Below are 18,317 nucleotides of genomic sequence, written 5' to 3'. Positions count from 1 at the left end.
GGTGGGGGTGGCGGCGGCGCTCGCCCCCCCAGCGCGACCTGCCGGCCCCGCCGCGGGCGCCGCGGGACCCCGGCGCGGTGGTGCTCGAGCCGCGCGAGGGCGTGTACGTGAGCACGACGACCGCGGGCGACTGGCTCGACCGCGTCGTCGCCCACGGCCTCGGCCGGCGCAGCGCCTGCGAGGTCGGCGTCTTCGCCGCCGGGGTGTCCGTGGCCCGCGAGGGGGAGGACGTCCTGTGGCTGCCGGCGGACCGGCTGCTGCGGGTGCGCCGCGAGCGGGGCATGGCCGGCAAGTACGTCGACCGCGAGGGGCTCGTCGTCCTCACCTGGCTCCTCGGGCCGGGGGACGACCTCGAGGTCGACACCGGCCTGAGGCTGCGCCGCGACGCGGACGCCGACGCCCTGGTCGCCGCGCTGGCCGCGGTGCTCCCGGGGACGGCGGCCGGGCGCGACGGTGACGCCCAGGGCGGGCACGAGCAGGACGGGCACGAGCAGGACGGGCACGAGCAGGTCGTGGACGGGCAGGACGGCGTGGACGATCGAGAGGGAGGCGACCGGTGACGAGCACGGGAGCGGAGCCGCTGACGCGGACGAGCGGCGGCGGCGCGGCGGAGGAGGCCGTGCTGGTGCTGGAGGACGGCCGGTCCTTCACCGGGTGCGCCTACGGCGCCCGCGGCACGACGGTGGGGGAGGCGGTCTTCTGCACGGCCATGACGGGCTACCAGGAGACCCTGACCGACCCCTCCTACCACCGGCAGGTCGTCGTCATGACGGCGCCGCACATCGGCAACACGGGCGTCAACGACGAGGACGTCGAGAGCCGGCGCATCTGGGTGTCGGGCTTCGTCGTCCGCGACCCCGCCCGCCGCCCCTCGAGCTGGCGCAGCCTGCGGGTGCTCGAGGACGAGCTGGCCGACCAGGGCGTCGTCGGGATCAGCGGCGTCGACACGCGCGCCCTCACCCGGCACCTGCGCGAGCGCGGGGCGATGCGCGCGGGCGTCTTCTCCGGCGACGCGCTGCGCGAGCCGACGACCGGCCGGCGCCTGGAGCCCTCCGAGCTCCTCGTGCGCGTCCTCGACGCCCCCGTCATGGCGGGCGCCGACCTCGCGGGCGAGGTGACGACCCCGGAGCCGTACGTCGTCGAGGCCGTCGGCGAGCCGCGCCGGGGCGTCGACGGGCGGCCCATGACCGTGGTCGCGCTCGACCTCGGCATCAAGTCCCGCACGCCCTGGCACCTCGCGCAGCGGGGCGTCCGCGTCCACGTGCTCCCCGCGACGGCGACGACGGAGCAGGTGCTGGCGCTCTCCCCGCACGGCGTCTTCTACTCCAACGGCCCCGGGGACCCGGCCGCGGCCGAGCACGAGGTCGGCGTCCTGCGCGACGTCCTCGCGCGCCGGCTGCCCTTCTTCGGCATCTGCTACGGCAACCAGCTGCTCGGGCGGGCCCTCGGGCTCGGCACGTACAAGCTCGTCTACGGCCACCGCGGCGTGAACCAGCCGGTGATGGACACGGCCACCGGGTCGGTCGAGATCACCGCCCACAACCACGGCTTCGCCGTCGACGCCCCCATCGGGGAGCCCTTCGACACGCCCTACGGCGCCGCCGAGGTGAGCCACTGGTGTCTCAACGACCGGGTCGTCGAGGGGCTGCGGTGCCTGGACGCGCCCGCCTTCAGCGTCCAGTACCACCCCGAGGCGGCGGCCGGCCCGCACGACGCCGGCTACCTGTTCGACCGGTTCTGCGACCTCATGGCCGCCCCCGACCGCACGCCCGACACGCCCAGCCCCGCCAGCCCCAGCCCGACCAGCACGAGCCCCGCCAGCACGGGCAGGGCCACCGCCGAGGAGACCGACTGATGCCCCGCCGCGACGACCTCCGGTCCGTCCTCGTCATCGGCTCCGGCCCGATCGTCATCGGGCAGGCCTGCGAGTTCGACTACTCGGGCACCCAGGCCTGCCGCGTCCTGCGGGAGGAGGGGCTGCGCGTCGTCCTCGTGAACTCCAACCCGGCGACGATCATGACCGACCCGGAGTTCGCCGACGCGACCTACGTCGAGCCGATCACCCCGGAGTTCGTCGAGGCGATCATCGCGAAGGAGCGCCCGGACGCCGTCCTCGCGACCCTCGGCGGCCAGACGGCGCTCAACACCGCGATCTCCCTCCACGACGCCGGGGTGCTCGAGCGCTACGGCGTCGAGCTCATCGGCGCCGACGTCGACGCGATCCGCGCGGGGGAGGACCGCCAGGTCTTCAAGGAGATCGTGGCGCGCTGCGGCGCCGAGAGCGCCCGCAGCGCCATGGCGCACACCCTCGAGGAGGCGAAGGCCGCGGCCGCCGACCTCGGCTACCCCGTCGTCGTGCGCCCGTCCTTCACCATGGGCGGCCTCGGCTCGGGCTTCGCCAACGACGCCGAGGAGCTCGAGCGCTTCGCCGGCGCCGGGCTGCGGGCCAGCCCGACGAGCTCGGTGCTGCTCGAGGAGTCGATCCTCGGGTGGAAGGAGTACGAGCTCGAGCTCATGCGCGACGCCAAGGACAACGTCGTCGTCGTGTGCTCCATCGAGAACCTCGACCCCATGGGCGTCCACACGGGCGACTCGATCACCGTGGCGCCGGCGATGACCCTCACCGACCGCGAGTACCAGCGGATGCGCGACGTCGCCATCGCCGTCATCCGCGAGGTCGGCGTCGACACCGGCGGCTGCAACATCCAGTTCGCCGTCGACCCGCGCGACGGGCGCATGGTCGTCATCGAGATGAACCCGCGGGTGTCGCGCTCCTCGGCGCTGGCGTCGAAGGCGACCGGCTTCCCCATCGCCAAGATCGCCGCGCGCCTGGCGATCGGGTACACCCTCGACGAGATCCCCAACGACATCACGGCGAAGACGCCGGCGAGCTTCGAGCCGACGCTGGACTACGTCGTCGTCAAGGTGCCCCGCTTCGCGTTCGAGAAGTTCCCGGCCGCGGACGCGTCGCTGACGACGACGATGAAGAGCGTCGGCGAGGCCATGGCGATCGGCCGCAGCTTCCCCGAGGCGCTGCAGAAGGCGCTGCGGTCGCTGGAGAAGCGGGGCTCGACCTTCCACTGGGAGGGCGCCCCGGCCGGCCCGGAGGAGCTCGACTCGCTCATGGCCGAGGTGGCCGTGCCGACCGACGGGCGCATCGTCGCCGTCCAGCAGGCGCTGCGCGCGGGCGTCGACGTCGAGGCCCTGCACGAGGCGACGGGGATCGACCCGTGGTTCCTCGAGGAGATGGCGGGCATCGAGGAGGTCGCGGCCGAGCTGGCCGCCGCCCCCGAGCTGTCGGTCGACCTGCTGCGCCGCGCCAAGCGGTCGGGCTTCTCCGACGCGCAGGTGGGCTCGCTGCGCTCGCTGCCCGAGGACGTCGTCCGCGGCGTCCGCCACGCCCTGGGCGTCCGCCCCGTCTACAAGACGGTGGACACGTGCGCGGCGGAGTTCGCCGCGACGACGCCGTACCACTACTCCTCCTACGACGAGGAGGACGAGGTCGCCCGCACCGGGCGCCGCAAGGTGCTCATCCTCGGCTCGGGTCCCAACCGCATCGGCCAGGGCGTCGAGTTCGACTACTCGTGCGTCCACGCCGCCTTCGCGCTGCGGGACGCCGGGTACGAGACGGTGATGGTGAACTGCAACCCCGAGACCGTCTCGACCGACTACGACACCTCCGACCGCCTGTACTTCGAGCCGCTCACGCTCGAGGACGTGCTCGAGGTCGTGGCCGCCGAGCAGCGCAGCGGCGAGGTCGTGGGCGTCGTCGTCCAGCTCGGCGGGCAGACGCCGCTCGGGCTCGCCCGGGGCCTCGAGGCGGCCGGCGTGCCGATCGTCGGGACCTCCCCGGCCGCCATCGACCTCGCGGAGGACCGCGGCGCCTTCGGCCGGGTGCTCGCCCAGGCCGGCCTCTCCTCGCCCCGGTGGGGCACGGCCGCCTCGGCGGAGGAGGCCGTCGCCGTCGCCGCCGACATCGGCTACCCCGTGCTCGTCCGGCCGTCCTTCGTGCTCGGCGGCCGCGGCATGGAGATCGTCTACGACGAGGCGACGCTCGCCGGCTACGTCGAGCGCGCCCGGCGCACCGGCGTCGTCGTCAGCCCCGACCACCCGCTGCTGGTGGACCGCTTCCTCGAGGACGCCATCGAGATCGACGTCGACGCGCTCTTCGACGGCGAGGAGATGTACCTCGGCGGCGTCATGGAGCACATCGAGGAGGCCGGGGTGCACTCGGGCGACTCGGCGTGCGTCCTGCCGCCCGCGACGCTCGGGCGCGCCGAGCTCGAGCGGGTGCGGCGCTGCACCGAGGCCATCGCCCGCGGCGTCGGCGTGCGGGGCCTGCTCAACGTGCAGTTCGCCCTGGCGGGCGACGTCCTCCACGTCCTCGAGGCCAACCCGCGGGCCAGCCGCACGGTGCCCTTCGTCGCCAAGGCGACCGGCGTGCAGCTCTCGAAGGCCTGCGCCCGCGTCATGCTCGGCGCGACCGTCGCCGAGCTGCGGGCCGAGGGCCTCCTGCCGGCGCACGGCGACGGCGGCGCCCTGCCGCTCGGCGCGCCGGTCGCCGTCAAGGAGGCGGTGCTGCCCTTCAAGCGCTTCCGCACGCCGGCGGGCGACGTCGTCGACTCCCTCCTCGGCCCCGAGATGCGCTCCACCGGAGAGGTCATGGGCATCGACGTCGACTTCCCGGCCGCCTTCTCGAAGTCGCAGACGGCCGCCTACGGCGGTCTGCCCAGCAGCGGACGGGTCTTCGTCTCGGTGGCCGACCGCGACAAGCGCGCCCTCGTCCTGCCGGTCAAGCGGCTCGTCGACCTCGGCTTCGAGGTCCTCGCCACCTCGGGCACCGCGGAGGTGCTGGCGCGCAACGGGATCCCCAGCACGCTCGTGCGCAAGCACAGCGCCGGCCCGGGCCCCGCGGGCGACGGCGGGCCCGGCGAGCCGACGGTGGTCCAGCGGATCCTCGCCGGGGAGGTCGACGTCGTCGTCAACACGCCGTCGGGCACGGCGGCGCGCGCCGACGGGTACGAGATCCGGGCGGCGACGACGGCGATGGACAAGCCGATCATCACGACGGTGCAGCAGCTCTCGGCGGCCGTGCAGGGCGTCGACGCCGCCCGCCACGCCGAGGTGCGCGTGACGAGCCTGCAGGAGCACGCGGCGGCGCTGCACGCCGTCTGGGGCGCGGCCCCGGCCGCCCCGTGACGGCGGCCGGCCCGGCGGGCGCGGCGGGCGGCGCCGTCGTCGACGACGAGGCCGTCGCGCCGCCCGGCGCCGTGGCCGAGCGCGCGGTCGTGCGCTCGGCCGAGCCGGTCGGGGCCTACACGCGCCTCGTGCTGGCGGCCCCGCGCAGCGCCGCCGCGGCGCGCCCGGGGCAGTTCGCGGCGTGCTCGACGGGCGACACGGGCATGCTCCTGCGCCGCTCCTTCTCGATCTCGTCGGCCGACGCGGAGGCGGGGGAGCTCGTCCTCGTCGTCGCCGCCGCCGGCCCCGGGACCGCGCGGATCGCCGGCCTGCGAGCCGGGGACGTCCTGCCCGTGCTGGCGCCCCTCGGCCGGCCCTTCGCGCTGCCGCCGGCCGGCGAGGGCGTCGTCCTCGTCGGCGGCGGGTACGGGGCCGCGCCCCTGGCGTGGCTCGGCGCCGCGCTGCGGGCCCGCGGCAGCGCCGTCGACCTCGTCGTCGGGGCGGGCGACGCGCGGCGGCTGCTGGGCCACGACACGCCCAGCACCGCCGGCGGTGCCGACGGGGTCCCCGGGGGTGCGGACGCCCCCGTGGACCGGGTCCACGTCGCCACCGAGGACGGCTCGGCGGGCGCGCGAGGGCGCGTGACCGACCTGCTCCCCGACCTCCTGGCCGGCTCCTCGCCCGGGAGGGGGGCGCGCCACGTGCTGGCGTGCGGCCCCATGGCCATGCTGCGGGCCGTCCACGAGGTCGCCTCCGCCGCGGGGGCGGCCACCCAGCTGGCCACGGAGGAGTCCATGGCCTGCGGGATCGGGGTGTGCATGACCTGCGTCCTGCCGGTCGTCGGCGACGACGGGCGCACCCGGATGGTCCGCGCCTGCACCGAGGGCCCCGTCTTCGCGGGGGAGCGCCTGCGCTGGGACGCCATCGGCGCGCCCGCGCCGCAGCGCCCCGCTGGCGTCGGCGCCCGGGTGCCGGAGGACGCCGTCGGCGCCCCGGCCCCGCCGCCCTCCGGGGGCGACGCGGTGCAGCCCGGCGTCGTCGGCGGTCGGCCGTGAGCGCGCCCGCGGTCGACCTCGCGGTGGACCTGGCGGGGGCGCGCCTGCGCTCGCCCGTCATGACGGCGTCCGGCTGCGCCGCCGCGGGCCGCGAGCTCGACGCCTTCACCGACGTCGCCGCCCTCGGCGCCGTCGTCACGAAGTCGGTGATGCTCAGCCCGCGCTCGGGGCGCCCGACGCCGCGCATGGCCGAGACGCCGGCGGGGATGCTCAACTCGATCGGCCTCCAGGGCGGGGGCGTCGACGCCCTCGTCGAGCACGACCTGCCGTGGCTCGCCGAGCGCGGCGCCACCGCCGTCGTGTCCGTGGCGGGCGGGGACCCGGAGGAGTTCGCCGAGGTGGCCCGCCGCGTCGTCGGCGCGCCGGGGGTCGCCGCGCTCGAGGTCAACATCTCCTGCCCCAACGTCGCGAACCGCGGGCTCGTCTTCGCCTGCGACCCCGGCAGCAGCGCCGCGGTGCTGGGGGCCGTGCGCGCCGCGGTCGGCGACGACGTCGTGCTGCTCGCCAAGCTCTCGCCCGACGTCACCGACCTCGTGGCGATCGCCCGCGCCTGCCTCGAGGCGGGGGCGAGCGGCCTCACGGCGATCAACACGCTCCTCGGCGTGGACGTCGACGTGCGCACCCTGCGCCCGCGGCTCGCCGTCACCACGGGCGGGCTGTCGGGGCCGGCGATCCGGCCGGTCGCCGTCCGCTGCGTCTGGCAGCTGCGCGCGGCGATGCTCGCCGGGCTCCTCCCGGACGCGCCGGTCGTGGGGACCGGCGGGGTCGCGAGCGGGGTCGACGCCCTGCAGATGGTGCTGGCGGGGGCCTCCGCCGTGCAGGTGGGCACCGCCGTCTTCGCCGACCCGACCACCCCGGGGCGGGTCGCCGACGAGCTCGCGGCCCTGCTCGCCGAGCGCGGCTTCGCCTCGGTCGCGGACGCCGTGGGGTACGCCCACCGCCCCTGAGCCACCCGCGCGCCCGCGGGCGCCTGCGGTCCCCGGAGCCGGCCACCGCGCCGCGCAGGCGCGCTGCGGCGCACAGCGACCTGCGCGACGGGGGCACCGCGCGGGCTGCACGGCGCTGACCTGCGGCGACGCTCGGGAGGAGTGCGGGCAGCACCCGCTGTGCAGGTCGCTGTGCGCCGTCCCGCTGGTGCGGCCGCGGTGCGAGCACCCGCCGGGCCGTCACCCGACCGCCGCCGGGTGCGGTGGGATGGGCCCGTGGACCCCGCGACGCCGCCGCAGCCGCCCGCCCGTCCGACGAGCCCCGCGGGCGGCGGGGGGACCGGGGCGGAGGGGAGGGCCCCGACGCCCTTCGGCGACCGGCTGCGCGCCGCGACGGACGCGCACGGCCCGCTGGCCGTGGGCGTCGACCCGCACCCGGCGCTGCTGGCCGCGTGGGGCCTGCCCGACGACCCGACCGGTCTCGAGCGGTTCGCGCTCACCTGCGCCGAGGCGCTGGGCGGCGCCGTCGCGGCGGTCAAGCCGCAGTCGGCCTTCTTCGAGCGGCACGGCAGCCGGGGGGTGGCCGTGCTCGAGCGGCTGCTCGGCGAGCTGGCCGCCGCGGGCACCCTGTCCCTCCTCGACGTCAAGCGCGGCGACGTGGGCAGCACCATGGCCGCCTACGCGCAGGCGCACCTCGCCGACGGGGCCCCGCTGGCCGCGGACGCCGTCACGCTGTCGCCGTACCTCGGGCTGGGCTCGCTGCGGCCGGCGCTCGACCTCGCCGCCGCGACCGGGCGCGGGGCCTTCGTCCTGGCGCTCACCTCCAACCCCGAGGGGGCGTCGGTGCAGCACGCCCGCGACGCCGACGGCCTCGCGGTCGCCGCCGCCGTGGCGCGCGGCGTCGCGCACGAGAACGCCGGGGCGCGGGCGCGCGGCGCGCTCGGTTCCGTGGGGATGGTCGTCGGCGCGACGACGGGCGGGGCCGCCGAGCGGCTCGGCCTCGACCTCGCCGCCACGGCCGCCCCGCTGCTGGCTCCCGGCGTCGGCGCGCAGGGGGCGGGGCCGGAGGACCTCGCGGCCGTCTTCGGCGACGCCCGCCGCCAGGTGCTCGCGACGTCGAGCCGGGGGGTCCTCGCCGCCGGCCCGCGCGCCGCCGACGTCCGCGCCGCGGCGCGCGACCTCGCCGACCGCTGCGCGGTCGCCCTCGCCTGACGGTCGGGCCGCGGGGAGCGGCGGCCCCGGAGCTCCGGGAGGGGCGAACAGGTGACGACTCGCCCTCCCGAGACCTGCGGGGAGGGCGAACGGGCGACGACTCGCCCTTGCCGGCCCCCGGGGAGGGGTGACGGGCGACGGCCGGCTCTCCAGCGGGGCCCGGCCCCGGGCTCGCCGCCCCTCGTTGCCGCCCGCGATCGGGAGTCGCTAGCGTCACGTCACCCGCCGCCGGGGCGAGCGCCCGCGCTCCGCCGCCGGCGTCCCGACCCTTCTGCCCGAGGTGGACCCGCCGTGCCGCTCCCGCACCTGACCGACGAGCAGCGCGCCGCGGCGCTCGAGAAGGCGGCCCAGGCGCGCCGCGCCCGTGCGGAGATCAAGAATCGCCTCAAGTACGGCCAGGGCTCCCTGGAGCAGGTCGTCCGCGACGGCCAGAGCGACGACGTCGTCGGCAAGATGAAGGTCAGCGCCCTGCTGGAGTCCATGCCCGGGGTGGGGCGCGTGACGGCGCGCAAGATCATGGAGGAGGTCGGCATCTCGGAGTCGCGGCGCGTCCGCGGCCTGGGGGCCCACCAGATCTCCGCCCTCGTCGCGCGCTTCGAGCGCTGAGCGCCGCGGTGGGCCAGGGCGGCGGGGAGGGGGGCGCGGCGCGCCTGACCGTCCTCGCGGGGCCGACGGCCGTGGGCAAGGGCACCGTCTCCGCCGACGTGCGGCACCGCTACCCGCAGGTGTGGCTGTCGGTGTCGGCCACGACCCGGGCGCCGCGCCCGGGGGAGGTCGACGGGGTGCACTACCACTTCGTCGACGAGGCGGAGTTCGACCGGATGGCCGCTGCGGGGGAGCTGCTCGAGTGGGCCGTCGTCCACGGGCGGCACCGGTACGGGACGCCGCGCCGACCGGTCGAGGAGGTGCTGGCCCAGGGGAGGCCGGCCCTGCTGGAGATCGACCTCCAGGGCGCCCGCCAGGTGCGGGCCACCATGCCGGGGGCGCGCTTCGTCTTCCTCGCCCCGCCGTCGTGGGAGGAGCTGGTCCGCCGGCTCGTCGGCCGCGGCACCGAGGACGAGGCCGAGCGGGAGCGCCGGCTCGCCACGGCCCGCACGGAGCTCGAGGCGGAGCAGGAGTTCGACGTGACCGTCGTCAACGCGGACGTCCGCCAGGCCGGCGACGACCTCGTATCATCGATGGGTCTGCGGCCGCTGCCGGCGACCGACGGCCCCGCCGTCGACCACCCCGGCGGGCGTCAGCAGGGCGCCTGATGGGCGTCGCCGGGCAGCCAGGCGCGGAACGGTGGGGTGCGCGAGCACCCCTCGACAGCGGGTGGGCCCGGACCTGGACGGCCGCGGGAGCGGCAGCACGACTGACAGCACGAGAGGGCCACCGGGACGCATCGGACCGGCGGGCCGCGAGGACGGCGGGCGCCACGGGCGCCGGCCCCGACCGCAGGAGGACCCCGTGTCCGGAACGAGCGCCGCCCCCGAGGGCATCACCGACCCGCCCATCGACGACCTGCTCAAGGCCGCCGACTCCAAGTACGCGCTGGTCATCTACGGCGCCAAGCGCGCCCGCCAGATCAACGCCTACTACTCCCAGCTCTCCGAGGGGCTCCTCGAGAACGTCGGCCCCCTCGTCGAGACCCACGTGCAGGAGAAGCCGCTGTCGGTGGCGCTGCGCGAGATCGACGCCGGCGTGCTGACGATCCGTCCGTCCGACGGCGAGGGCGACGCGCCCGAGGGCCTCGAGATGGCCGACGACGGCGGCCTCGACGACCCCTTCACCCCGGACGACGTCCCCGCCGAGGGCTGACCGCGTGAGCGGCGCCCCCGACGACCGCCCGGACGGCGGCCCGGTCGCCACGGGCCCCGGCGAGGCCGGCGGCCCGGCGCGCGACCGGGGCCCCGCGGGGGCCGGGGGTGCCGCTGAGGACGCCGGACCGCCCGCCGGGCGCCGTCCCCGGGTGGTCCTCGGCGTCGGCGGGGGCATCGCCGCCTACAAGGCGGCCTCCCTGCTGCGGCTGCTCGCCGAGGGCGGCGCCGACGTCCGCGTCGTGCCGACGGAGGCCGCCCTGCGCTTCGTCGGCGCCCCGACGTGGGCGGCGCTCTCGGGGCACCCGGTCGCCACCGGCGTCTGGGACGACGTCCACGAGGTGCCCCACGTGCGCCTCGGCCGGGAGGCCGACCTCGTCGTCGTCGCCCCGGCCACCGCGGACCTGCTGGCCCGCGCCGCGGCGGGCCTCGCCGACGACCTGCTGACGACGACGCTCCTCACCGCCACCTGCCCCGTGCTCCTGGCGCCGGCCATGCACACGGAGATGTGGCTGCACCCCGCGACGCGGGCCAACGTGGCCCTGCTCCGGGAGCGGGGCGCCCACGTCATGGACCCGGCGACGGGGCGCCTCACGGGCGCCGACTCGGGCCCCGGCCGGCTGCCCGAGCCCGAGGAAGTCCACGCCGCGGCGCTCGCGCTGCTGGCCGAGCAGCGCGCCGCCGACCGCCCGACCTCGGCCCCCGGCCGCACCTGCGACGGCGGGCGCGCCCGGGACCTCGCCGGCCGGCGCGTCGTCGTCTCGGCCGGGGGCACGCGCGAGCCGCTGGACCCGGTGCGCTACCTGGGCAACCGGTCCTCGGGCCGCCAGGGCGTGGCGCTCGCCGCCCGCGCGGCCGCCCGCGGCGCCGAGGTCGTCCTCGTCGCCGCCCACCTCGAGGTGCCCCCGCCGCCCGGCGTCCGCGTCGTGCCCGTGGGCGAGGCGCGCGAGCTGCGCGACGCCGTCCTCGCGGAGGCGTCCGGCCCGGGCGGGGCCGACGTCGTCGTCATGGCGGCCGCCGTCGCGGACTTCCGCCCCGAGGCCGTCGCGGCCACGAAGATGAAGAAGGACCCGGTCTCGGACGACGCGCCCGTCGTCCGCCTCGTGCGGACCCCCGACGTCCTGGCCGAGGTCTGCCGCCGCGACCGCGACGGCGCACGCCCGGGGCAGGTCGTCGTGGGCTTCGCGGCCGAGACCGGCGACGCGGACGGCGACGTCCTCGCCCACGGGCGGGCCAAGCTGGCGCGCAAGGGCTGCGACCTCCTCGTGGTCAACGACGTGGGCTCCGGGCGCGGCTTCGGCACGCCGGACAACGCCGTCGTCCTCCTCGGCCGCGACGGCACGGAGCGGCCGGTCGGGCCGGCGCCGAAGGAGGTCGTCGCCGACGCGGTGTGGGACGCCGTGGGGGAGCTGCTGGCCCGCCGCTAGGGTGACGGCGCCCGACCGCCCGTCGCCGGCGCCGCCGCCGAGGCGGCCCACCGGCGCCGGGGACGGGCCCAGCCAGCAGCCGCTGCACCCGAGGAGCCCCGTGCCCACGAGCCCGTCCGCCCCCAGCCCCCGCGCGCAGGACCTGCGCCTGTTCACCTCCGAGTCGGTGACGGAGGGGCACCCGGACAAGATCTGCGACCAGATCAGCGACGGCATCCTCGACGCCCTCCTCGAGCAGGACCCCCGCAGCCGCGTCGCCGTCGAGACGATGGTGACGACGGGTCTCGTGCACGTGGCCGGGGAGGTGACGACCACCGGGTACGCCGACATCCCGAGCATCGTCCGCGAGACCATCCTGCGGATCGGCTACGACAGCTCGACCAAGGGCTTCGACGGCGCCTCCTGCGGCGTGCAGGTCTCCATCGGCGCCCAGTCGCCCGACATCGCGGCCGGCGTCGACAGCGCCTGGGAGCAGCGCAGCGGCGCCTCGGCGGAGGACGCGCTCGACGCGCAGGGCGCGGGCGACCAGGGCCTGATGTTCGGCTACGCCTGCGACGACACGCCCGAGCTCATGCCGCTGCCGGCGTGGACGGCGCACCGCCTCGCCGAGCGGCTCGCCGCCGTCCGCCGCGAGGGCGTGCTGCCGTACCTGCGCCCCGACGGCAAGACGCAGGTGACCATCGGCTACGACGGCGACACCCCGGTGCGGGTCGAGACCGTCGTCGTCTCCACCCAGCACGCGGCCGACGTCTCCCTCGAGGGGATGCTGGCGCCCGACGTCCTCGAGCACGTGGTCGCGCCCGTCCTCGCGACGACGGGCCTCGACACCGAGGGCGTCCGCCTCCTCGTCAACCCCTCGGGCCGCTTCGAGCTCGGCGGCCCCATGGGCGACGCCGGCCTCACGGGCCGCAAGGTCATCGTCGACACCTACGGCGGCATGGCCCGCCACGGCGGCGGCGCCTTCTCCGGCAAGGACCCGAGCAAGGTCGACCGCTCCGGCGCCTACGCGATGCGCTGGGTCGCCAAGAACGTCGTCGCCGCGGGGCTGGCCCGCCGCTGCGAGGTGCAGGTGGCCTACGCCATCGGCGCGGCGCGGCCGGTGGGCCTCTACGTCGAGTGCTTCGGGACGCAGACGGCGCCCCTCGAGCGCATCACCGCGGCCATCCGCGAGGTCTTCGACCTGCGGCCCGCCGCGCTCGTCCGCGACCTCGACCTCCTGCGGCCGATCTACGCCCCCACGGCCGCGTACGGGCACTTCGGCCGCGAGCTGCCGGGCTTCACCTGGGAGCGGACGGACCGGGTCGAGGCGCTGCGCGCCGCGGTCGGCTGAGGCGCAGCTCCTCGAGCGGCGCGGGGCGGCCGAGCAGGAAGCCCTGCGCCAGCCGGACGCCGAGGCGCCGCAGCTCGGCCAGCTCGGCGGGCGTCTCGACGCCCTCGGCCACGAGGTCGGCCCCGAGGTCGGCCGCCAGGGCGACGAGCGCCCGCACGAGCGAGCGGCGCGCGGGGCTCTCCGGGAGCCCCCGGACGAGGCTGGCGTCGGCCTTGATGACGTCGGGGGACAGGTCCACCACGCTCCGCAGGCCGGCGTAGCCGGCGCCGACGTCGTCGAGCGCCACCCGGGCGCCGGCGGCGCGCAGGGCCGCCAGTGCCGCGGGCAGCCCGGGGTGGTCGGCGAGGTCCTCGTGCTCGGTGACCTCGACGACGACCCGCCCGGGCGGCAGCGCGGCGAGGCGCTCGAGCAGCCCGGGGTGGGTGACGAGCGCGGGCCCGGCGTTGACGGCGAGGTGGAGGTGGGCCGGGAGGCGGTCGAGCAGCGCGGTCGCCGCGTCGACGGCCGCCAGCTCCAGCGCCGTGCCGAGCCCGACGTCCGCCGCCGCGGCGAAGACCCGGTCCGGCCCCTGCCCGCGCCCGGGGAAGCGGGCCAGGGCCTCCACGCCGACGACGCGGTCGGCGACGAGGTCGACGACCGGCTGCACGACGACGCGCAGGCCCCCGGGGGCCAGGAGCGGGGCGAGGGCCTCCTCACGGCGGGTGCGCACGGCGTCGTCGTCCTCCAGGCGCGCGAGCTGGCGGCCCGCGAGGTCGGCGAGCACCTCGAGCACCGACGCGTCGGACCGGGTGAGCGCGACCTGCCGGTCCGAGGCGGTGCAGAGCGTCCCGTGGGCGCGGCCCCGCACGAGCACCGGCGCCCCGGCGTAGGCGGCGAGGCCCGCGGGCGCGGCGAGGGCCTCCCGGCCGGACGGGTCGCCGACGAGGTCGGCGACGACCCCGCGGCCCTCGGCCAGCACGCGGCGGCAGGGCGAGGGCCCGCCGAGGGCGACGTCGCGCCGCAGGGCCGGCACGGGCGCCTCGCCGCTGCTGCGCTCGACGACCTGCGCGTCCTCGTCGACGTGCACGAGCGCCGCGAACGGCATGCGCAGCTGCTCGCGGGCGACCTCCAGGAGCCGGTCGACGGCCTCGACCGGGTCGACGTCGGTCGTCATCTGCGCGAGCGCCGCCGCCCGGACGCGCTCGGCGGCCTCGAGGCGGGCGGCCAGCTCGCGGACGCGGCGGGCGTCGCGCAGCCGGACGACGACCTGGGCGCACTGGCGCGCCAGCGCGGTGACGAGGGCCTCGTCGGCGCCGGTGTGCGGGGGGTGGCCGGGCGGCTTGGCGAGGTAGAAGGCGCCGAGGACCTCGGCGCCCTCCTCGACCTGCACGGGCACGCCGAGGAAGGCGCGCATCGGCACGTGGCCCTCGGGCACGGAGCCGGCGGAGGGGTGCGTGCGCAGGTCCGCCGTCCGCACCAGCTCGCCGGCGAGGACGGCGCCGAGCACCCCGCGGCCCTGCGGGGGGCCGGGCAGGCGCGCCACCTGCGACGTCGTCATGCCCGCGTGGACGAGGTGCGTCACACCGCTCGGGCCGACGAGCACGGCCGCCCCGAGCAGGGACCGGGTGGCGAGGCGCGCGACGTCGACGGCGCGCTCGAGGGCGCCCTCCTCGTCGTCCTCGCCCGCCATGGCCGTGAAGGCGTCGAGGACGAGCTGGACGCGGTCGGCCCGCTCGTCCACCGACGGCTCGTCCACCGACGGCTCGTCGGCCGACGGCTCGTCGGCCGACGGCTCGTCGGCCGGCCGCTCGTCCACCGGCCCGTCCGCGGACGGCCTCCGCGCCGGCGGCGGCGCAGCGGCGCGCCGCGGTCCGGGCACCGGCCCCGACGGGGGCGGCGGCACCGGGCACGCCGGGGCGGCGTGGCGCGGGGGCAGGGCGGTCACACCCGTTCCCTCGGCCGGGGAGGTGACGTCCTTGAGCGGGGGCGTCCTCCGACCCGGTGGCCCGGGCCCCGGTCCCCGGCGGGAGGCGCGCCGGGCGGCGTGCGCGGCGTCGGTGGGGGCTGGTGGGATCGAGCCCGTGGGCGAGGGCGGGGCCGGTCGGTCGGTCGGGGGCGAGGACGAGCAGCTCGCCCTGCTGCGCGCGTCGACGCGGCGCCGGGCTCCGCGTCCGCCCGAGGGCGCCGCGGCGGTGGACCCGGTGGCGGGCGTCGTGCTCGACGTCCCGCTGCCGCACCTCGACCGCGTCTTCGACTACGCCGTCCCGGAGTCCGCGGCGGGCACGGCCGTGCCGGGCGCCCGGGTGCGGGTGCGCTTCGCCGGGGCGGACGTCGAGGGGTACGTCGTCGAGCGGCGCGCCTCCACCGAGCACACCGGCACCCTCCTGCCGCTGCGGCGGGTCGTCTCGGCCGAGCCGGTGCTCGACCCGCAGGTGCTCGCGCTGGCGCGCGCCGTCGCGCGCCGCTGGGTCGGCACGACCGCGGACGTCCTGCGGCTCGCCGTGCCGCCCCGGCGCGCGGCGGTCGAGACCGAGGAGCGCCCCGGCCCGCCGCTCGGTCCCCTCCCGCTCCCGGACCCCGGGCCCTGGCGGGCGTACGCGGGCGGGCCCGCGCTCGTGGCGCGCACGGCGGCCGGCGGTGCCCCGCGGGCGGTCTGGACGGCGCTGCCGGGCCCGCCCGAGCAGGACTGGCCCACGGCGCTGGCGGTGCTCGCCGCGGCCGCGCTGGCCGGCGGGCGCGGGGCGCTGCTCGTCGTCCCCGACCACCGCGACGTCGCCCGCGTCGACGCCGCGCTCGGCGAGGCGCTCGGCGCCGGGCGGCACGTCCGCCTCACCGCCGACGACGGCCCCACGGCGCGCTACCGCGCCTTCCTCGCCCTGCGGCGCGGGCGGGTGCGCGTCGCCGTCGGCACCCGGGCGGCGGCCCTCGCGCCGGTGCAGGACCTCGGCCTCGTCGTCTGCTGGGACGACGGCGACGACCTCCACGTCGAGCCGCGGGCGCCGTACCCGCACGCGCGGGACGTGCTGCTCGAGCGCGCGGAGGCGACGGGCGCCGCCGCGGTCGTCGGCTCGGGGGCGCGCACCGCTGCGGCCCAGCAGCTGCTCGCCACGGGCTGGGCCCGGCCCGTCGTCGCGGCCCGCGAGGTCGTGCGGGCCCGGGCGCCGCGCGTCGCCGTGGCGGAGGACGACGGGCGCGACCCGGCCGGCCCGGGCGCGCGCCTGCCCTCCAGCGCCCTGCGCCTCGTCCGGGAGTCGCTGCCCTCGGGGCCCGTGCTCGTCCAGGTCCCGCGCGCCGGGTACCTGCCGGCGACGGCGTGCCAGCGGTGCCGCCACCCCGCCCGGTGCGACCGGTGCGGCGGGCCCCTCGCGCTGCCGCAGCCCGACGAGCCGGGGGGCGCGAGCGCCCCGGTGTGCCGCTGGTGCGCCACCGGCGCCCCCGCCTGGGCCTGCCGGCACTGCGGGGGCCGGGCGCTGCGGTCGCTCGTCGTCGGGTCGGGGCGCACCGCCGAGGAGCTCGGCCGGGCCCTGCCCGGGGTGGTGGTCCGGCGCTCGGGCGGAGCGGCCGACGTGCTGCCCGTGGTCCCCGCCGAGCCGGCCCTCGTCGTCGCGACGCCCGGCGCGGAGCCGCTGGCGGAGGGCGGCTACAGCGCGGCGCTGCTGCTCGACACCTGGGCGCTGCTCACCCGCGCGGACCTGCGCTCGGCCGAGGAGGCTCTGCGGCGCTGGCTCCAGGCGGCGTCCCTGGTGCGCCCGGCGGCGGAGGGCGGGCGCGTGCTGGCGGTGGGGGACGCGGGTCTCGCCCCGCTGCAGGCCCTCGTGCGCTGGGACCCGGGCGGCCACGCGGAGCGCGAGCTGGCCGAGCGCGTCGAGCTCGCGTTGCCACCGGCGGTCGCCGTCGCCCGGGTCAGCGGCCCGGCCCCCGGCGTGCGGGCGCTGCTCGCGGCGGCCCAGCTGCCCCCGGGCACCTCCGTGCTCGGGCCGGCGCCGACGGCCGAGCGCGCCTGGGTCGGGCCCGCGGCCGCGCCCGGGACACCAGGCGCGGCAGGGCGTGGCGGAGCGGGGACCGGCGCCGCGGGGCGGGCGGGCGGGACGGCGTCCCGCACCCCGCGCGGACGCGCGGTGCTCCCGCGGCGTCCCTCTCCGGGGGACGCCCCGCTGCCCGGCACGGGGGGAGCGCCCGGGTCGGCGGGTGGCCGGTCGGGTGGCGCGGTCGAGAGCACCCCCGCGGGCCCGCCGGAGGACGACGCCCCCGGCGTGCAGGCCCTGCTGCGCGTCCCGGCGGCGCAGCGCCTCGCCCTCGCCGACGCGCTGCGCGCCGCGCGGGCCGCGACGTCGGCGCGGCGGGAGGCGGCGGTGCGGGTCGTCGTCGACCCCCTCGACCCGCTCGAGGGGTGGTGAGCGGCGCCGGGCGGGGCGGCCGCGCCCCGCGAGAGGAGGTCGGCGCGGAGCCTAGGATCGCCTGCGCTCCTCCTGCCGTCGTCGAAGGGCCCCGCTCGTGGCCGTCCAGCCCGTCCGCCTGTTCGGCGACCCCGTCCTGCGCCGTCGCGCCGACGAGGTCGTCGACTTCGACCGCGAGCTGGCGCAGCTCGTCACCGACCTCGAGCACACGATGCTCGAGCAGCGGGGCGCCGGCCTCGCGGCCCCCCAGATCGGCGTCTCGCTGCGGGTCTTCACCTACCACGTCGACGGCGTGCTGGGACACCTCGTCAACCCGCGGCTGCAGCTGTCGGAGGAGTGCCAGGACGGCGACGAGGGCTGCCTGAGCTTCCCGGGCGTCTTCGCGAGCACGCGCCGCAGCCTCCACGTCGTGGCCCACGGGCAGGACCTCCACGGCGAGGACGTCGTCCTCTCCGGCAGCGCGCTGATGGCGCGGGCGATCCAGCACGAGACGGACCACCTCGACGGGATCCTCTTCATCGACCGGATGGAGCGCGAGGAGCGCAAGCTCGCCATGAAGGCGATCCGGGAGGCGGCCTGGGCGGCGGGGGAGCCGGCGCCGGTGGTCCGCACGAGCCCGCACGCCACCTTCGGCCGGGCGACCTGAGCCGTGCGCGTCGTCCTCGCGGGCACCCCCGCGCCGGCCGTCCCGTCCCTGCGCGCCCTCCTCGCCTCCTCGCACGAGGTCGTCGCCGTCCTCACCCGCCCCGACGCCCGCGCCGGGCGCGGCCGGCGCGCCGTCACCAGCCCCGTCAAGGAGCTCGCGCTCGAGGCGGGCCTGCCCGTGCTGGCGCCCGAGCGGCCCGGCGACGAGGGCTTCCTCGCCGTGCTCGCCGACCTGGCCCCCGACTGCGTGCCCGTCGTCGCCTACGGCGCGCTCGTGCCGCGCCGCGCGCTCGGCGTGCCCCGCCACGGCTGGGTCAACCTCCACTTCAGCCTCCTGCCGCGCTGGCGCGGCGCCGCGCCGGTGCAGCA

The 18,317-nt window shown here is 78.5% G+C and carries 13 protein-coding genes and 2 pseudogenes; 14 read left to right on the top strand and 1 reads right to left on the bottom strand.

What is annotated here, in order from left to right; translation table 11 throughout:
• The 11 genes and pseudogenes from WDV85_RS13190 to metK all read left to right on the top strand — a co-directional run.
• The coding region (locus WDV85_RS13190; RefSeq protein WP_339571063.1) for a PH-like domain-containing protein at positions 1-560 on the top strand (560 nt) is incomplete at its 5' end.
• Between the two features lie 20 nt (positions 561-580).
• The gene (gene carA / locus WDV85_RS13185; RefSeq protein WP_445263328.1) at positions 581-1,855 is read left to right on the top strand and encodes a glutamine-hydrolyzing carbamoyl-phosphate synthase small subunit; all 1,275 of its coding nucleotides are present in this window, start codon (positions 581-583) and stop codon (positions 1,853-1,855) included.
• Positions 1,855-5,199, top strand: a complete 3,345-nt coding sequence (gene carB / locus WDV85_RS13180; protein ID WP_339571061.1) for a carbamoyl-phosphate synthase large subunit — start codon at positions 1,855-1,857, stop codon at positions 5,197-5,199. The genes carA and carB overlap by 1 nt, the downstream gene beginning before the upstream one ends.
• Positions 5,196-6,233 (top strand): iron-sulfur cluster-binding protein, encoded by a 1,038-nt coding sequence (locus WDV85_RS13175; protein WP_339571060.1) that lies wholly within the window; start codon positions 5,196-5,198, stop codon positions 6,231-6,233. The genes carB and WDV85_RS13175 overlap by 4 nt, the downstream gene beginning before the upstream one ends.
• Positions 6,230-7,180: a dihydroorotate dehydrogenase gene (locus tag WDV85_RS13170; RefSeq protein WP_339571059.1), complete on the top strand. Its 951-nt coding sequence runs from the start codon at positions 6,230-6,232 to the stop codon at positions 7,178-7,180. Before WDV85_RS13175 ends, WDV85_RS13170 begins: the two co-directional genes overlap by 4 nt.
• A 255-nt stretch (positions 7,181-7,435) precedes the next feature.
• The gene (gene pyrF / locus WDV85_RS13165; RefSeq protein WP_339571058.1) at positions 7,436-8,371 is read left to right on the top strand and encodes an orotidine-5'-phosphate decarboxylase; all 936 of its coding nucleotides are present in this window, start codon (positions 7,436-7,438) and stop codon (positions 8,369-8,371) included.
• Between the two features lie 291 nt (positions 8,372-8,662).
• Entirely contained in the window at positions 8,663-8,977 is a 315-nt protein-coding gene (mihF, locus tag WDV85_RS13160) for an integration host factor, actinobacterial type (RefSeq protein WP_171203397.1), read from the top strand.
• Positions 8,978-8,985: 8 nt separating this feature from the next.
• Complete coding sequence (gmk, locus tag WDV85_RS13155) at positions 8,986-9,624, top strand: guanylate kinase (protein WP_339571057.1); 639 nt, start codon at positions 8,986-8,988, stop codon at positions 9,622-9,624.
• Between the two features lie 196 nt (positions 9,625-9,820).
• Positions 9,821-10,078 (top strand): annotated as a pseudogene (gene rpoZ, locus WDV85_RS13150) (DNA-directed RNA polymerase subunit omega); the annotation flags it as partial.
• Between the two features lie 244 nt (positions 10,079-10,322).
• Complete coding sequence (coaBC, locus tag WDV85_RS13145) at positions 10,323-11,597, top strand: bifunctional phosphopantothenoylcysteine decarboxylase/phosphopantothenate--cysteine ligase CoaBC (protein WP_445263327.1); 1,275 nt, start codon at positions 10,323-10,325, stop codon at positions 11,595-11,597.
• Between the two features lie 100 nt (positions 11,598-11,697).
• Positions 11,698-12,927: a methionine adenosyltransferase gene (gene metK, locus WDV85_RS13140; protein ID WP_445263322.1), complete on the top strand. Its 1,230-nt coding sequence runs from the start codon at positions 11,698-11,700 to the stop codon at positions 12,925-12,927.
• Here metK and WDV85_RS13135 read toward each other — a convergent pair.
• On the bottom strand, positions 12,875-14,722 hold the full coding sequence (locus WDV85_RS13135) for an EAL domain-containing protein (protein ID WP_339571055.1): 1,848 nt from the start codon (positions 14,720-14,722) through the stop codon (positions 12,875-12,877). The genes metK and WDV85_RS13135 overlap by 53 nt on opposite strands.
• A 397-nt stretch (positions 14,723-15,119) precedes the next feature.
• Between WDV85_RS13135 and WDV85_RS13130 the strand changes: the two genes are divergently transcribed.
• The 3 genes and pseudogenes from WDV85_RS13130 to WDV85_RS13120 all read left to right on the top strand — a co-directional run.
• On the top strand, positions 15,120-17,303 hold the full coding sequence (locus tag WDV85_RS13130) for a primosome assembly protein PriA (RefSeq protein ID WP_445263326.1): 2,184 nt from the start codon (positions 15,120-15,122) through the stop codon (positions 17,301-17,303).
• 97 nt (positions 17,304-17,400) lie between these two features.
• Positions 17,401-17,949 (top strand): peptide deformylase, encoded by a 549-nt coding sequence (gene def, locus WDV85_RS13125; protein WP_298802948.1) that lies wholly within the window; start codon positions 17,401-17,403, stop codon positions 17,947-17,949.
• 3 nt (positions 17,950-17,952) lie between these two features.
• Positions 17,953-18,317 (top strand): annotated as a pseudogene (locus WDV85_RS13120) (methionyl-tRNA formyltransferase); the annotation flags it as partial.

Origin of the sequence: Pseudokineococcus sp. 5B2Z-1, assembly GCF_037482305.1 — a bacterium.
In the GTDB taxonomy this organism is placed as follows: Bacteria; Actinomycetota; Actinomycetes; order Actinomycetales; family Quadrisphaeraceae; genus Pseudokineococcus.
Note: the sequence above shows the minus strand (reverse complement) of the source record. Positions and strands in the feature narration are given on the sequence as shown.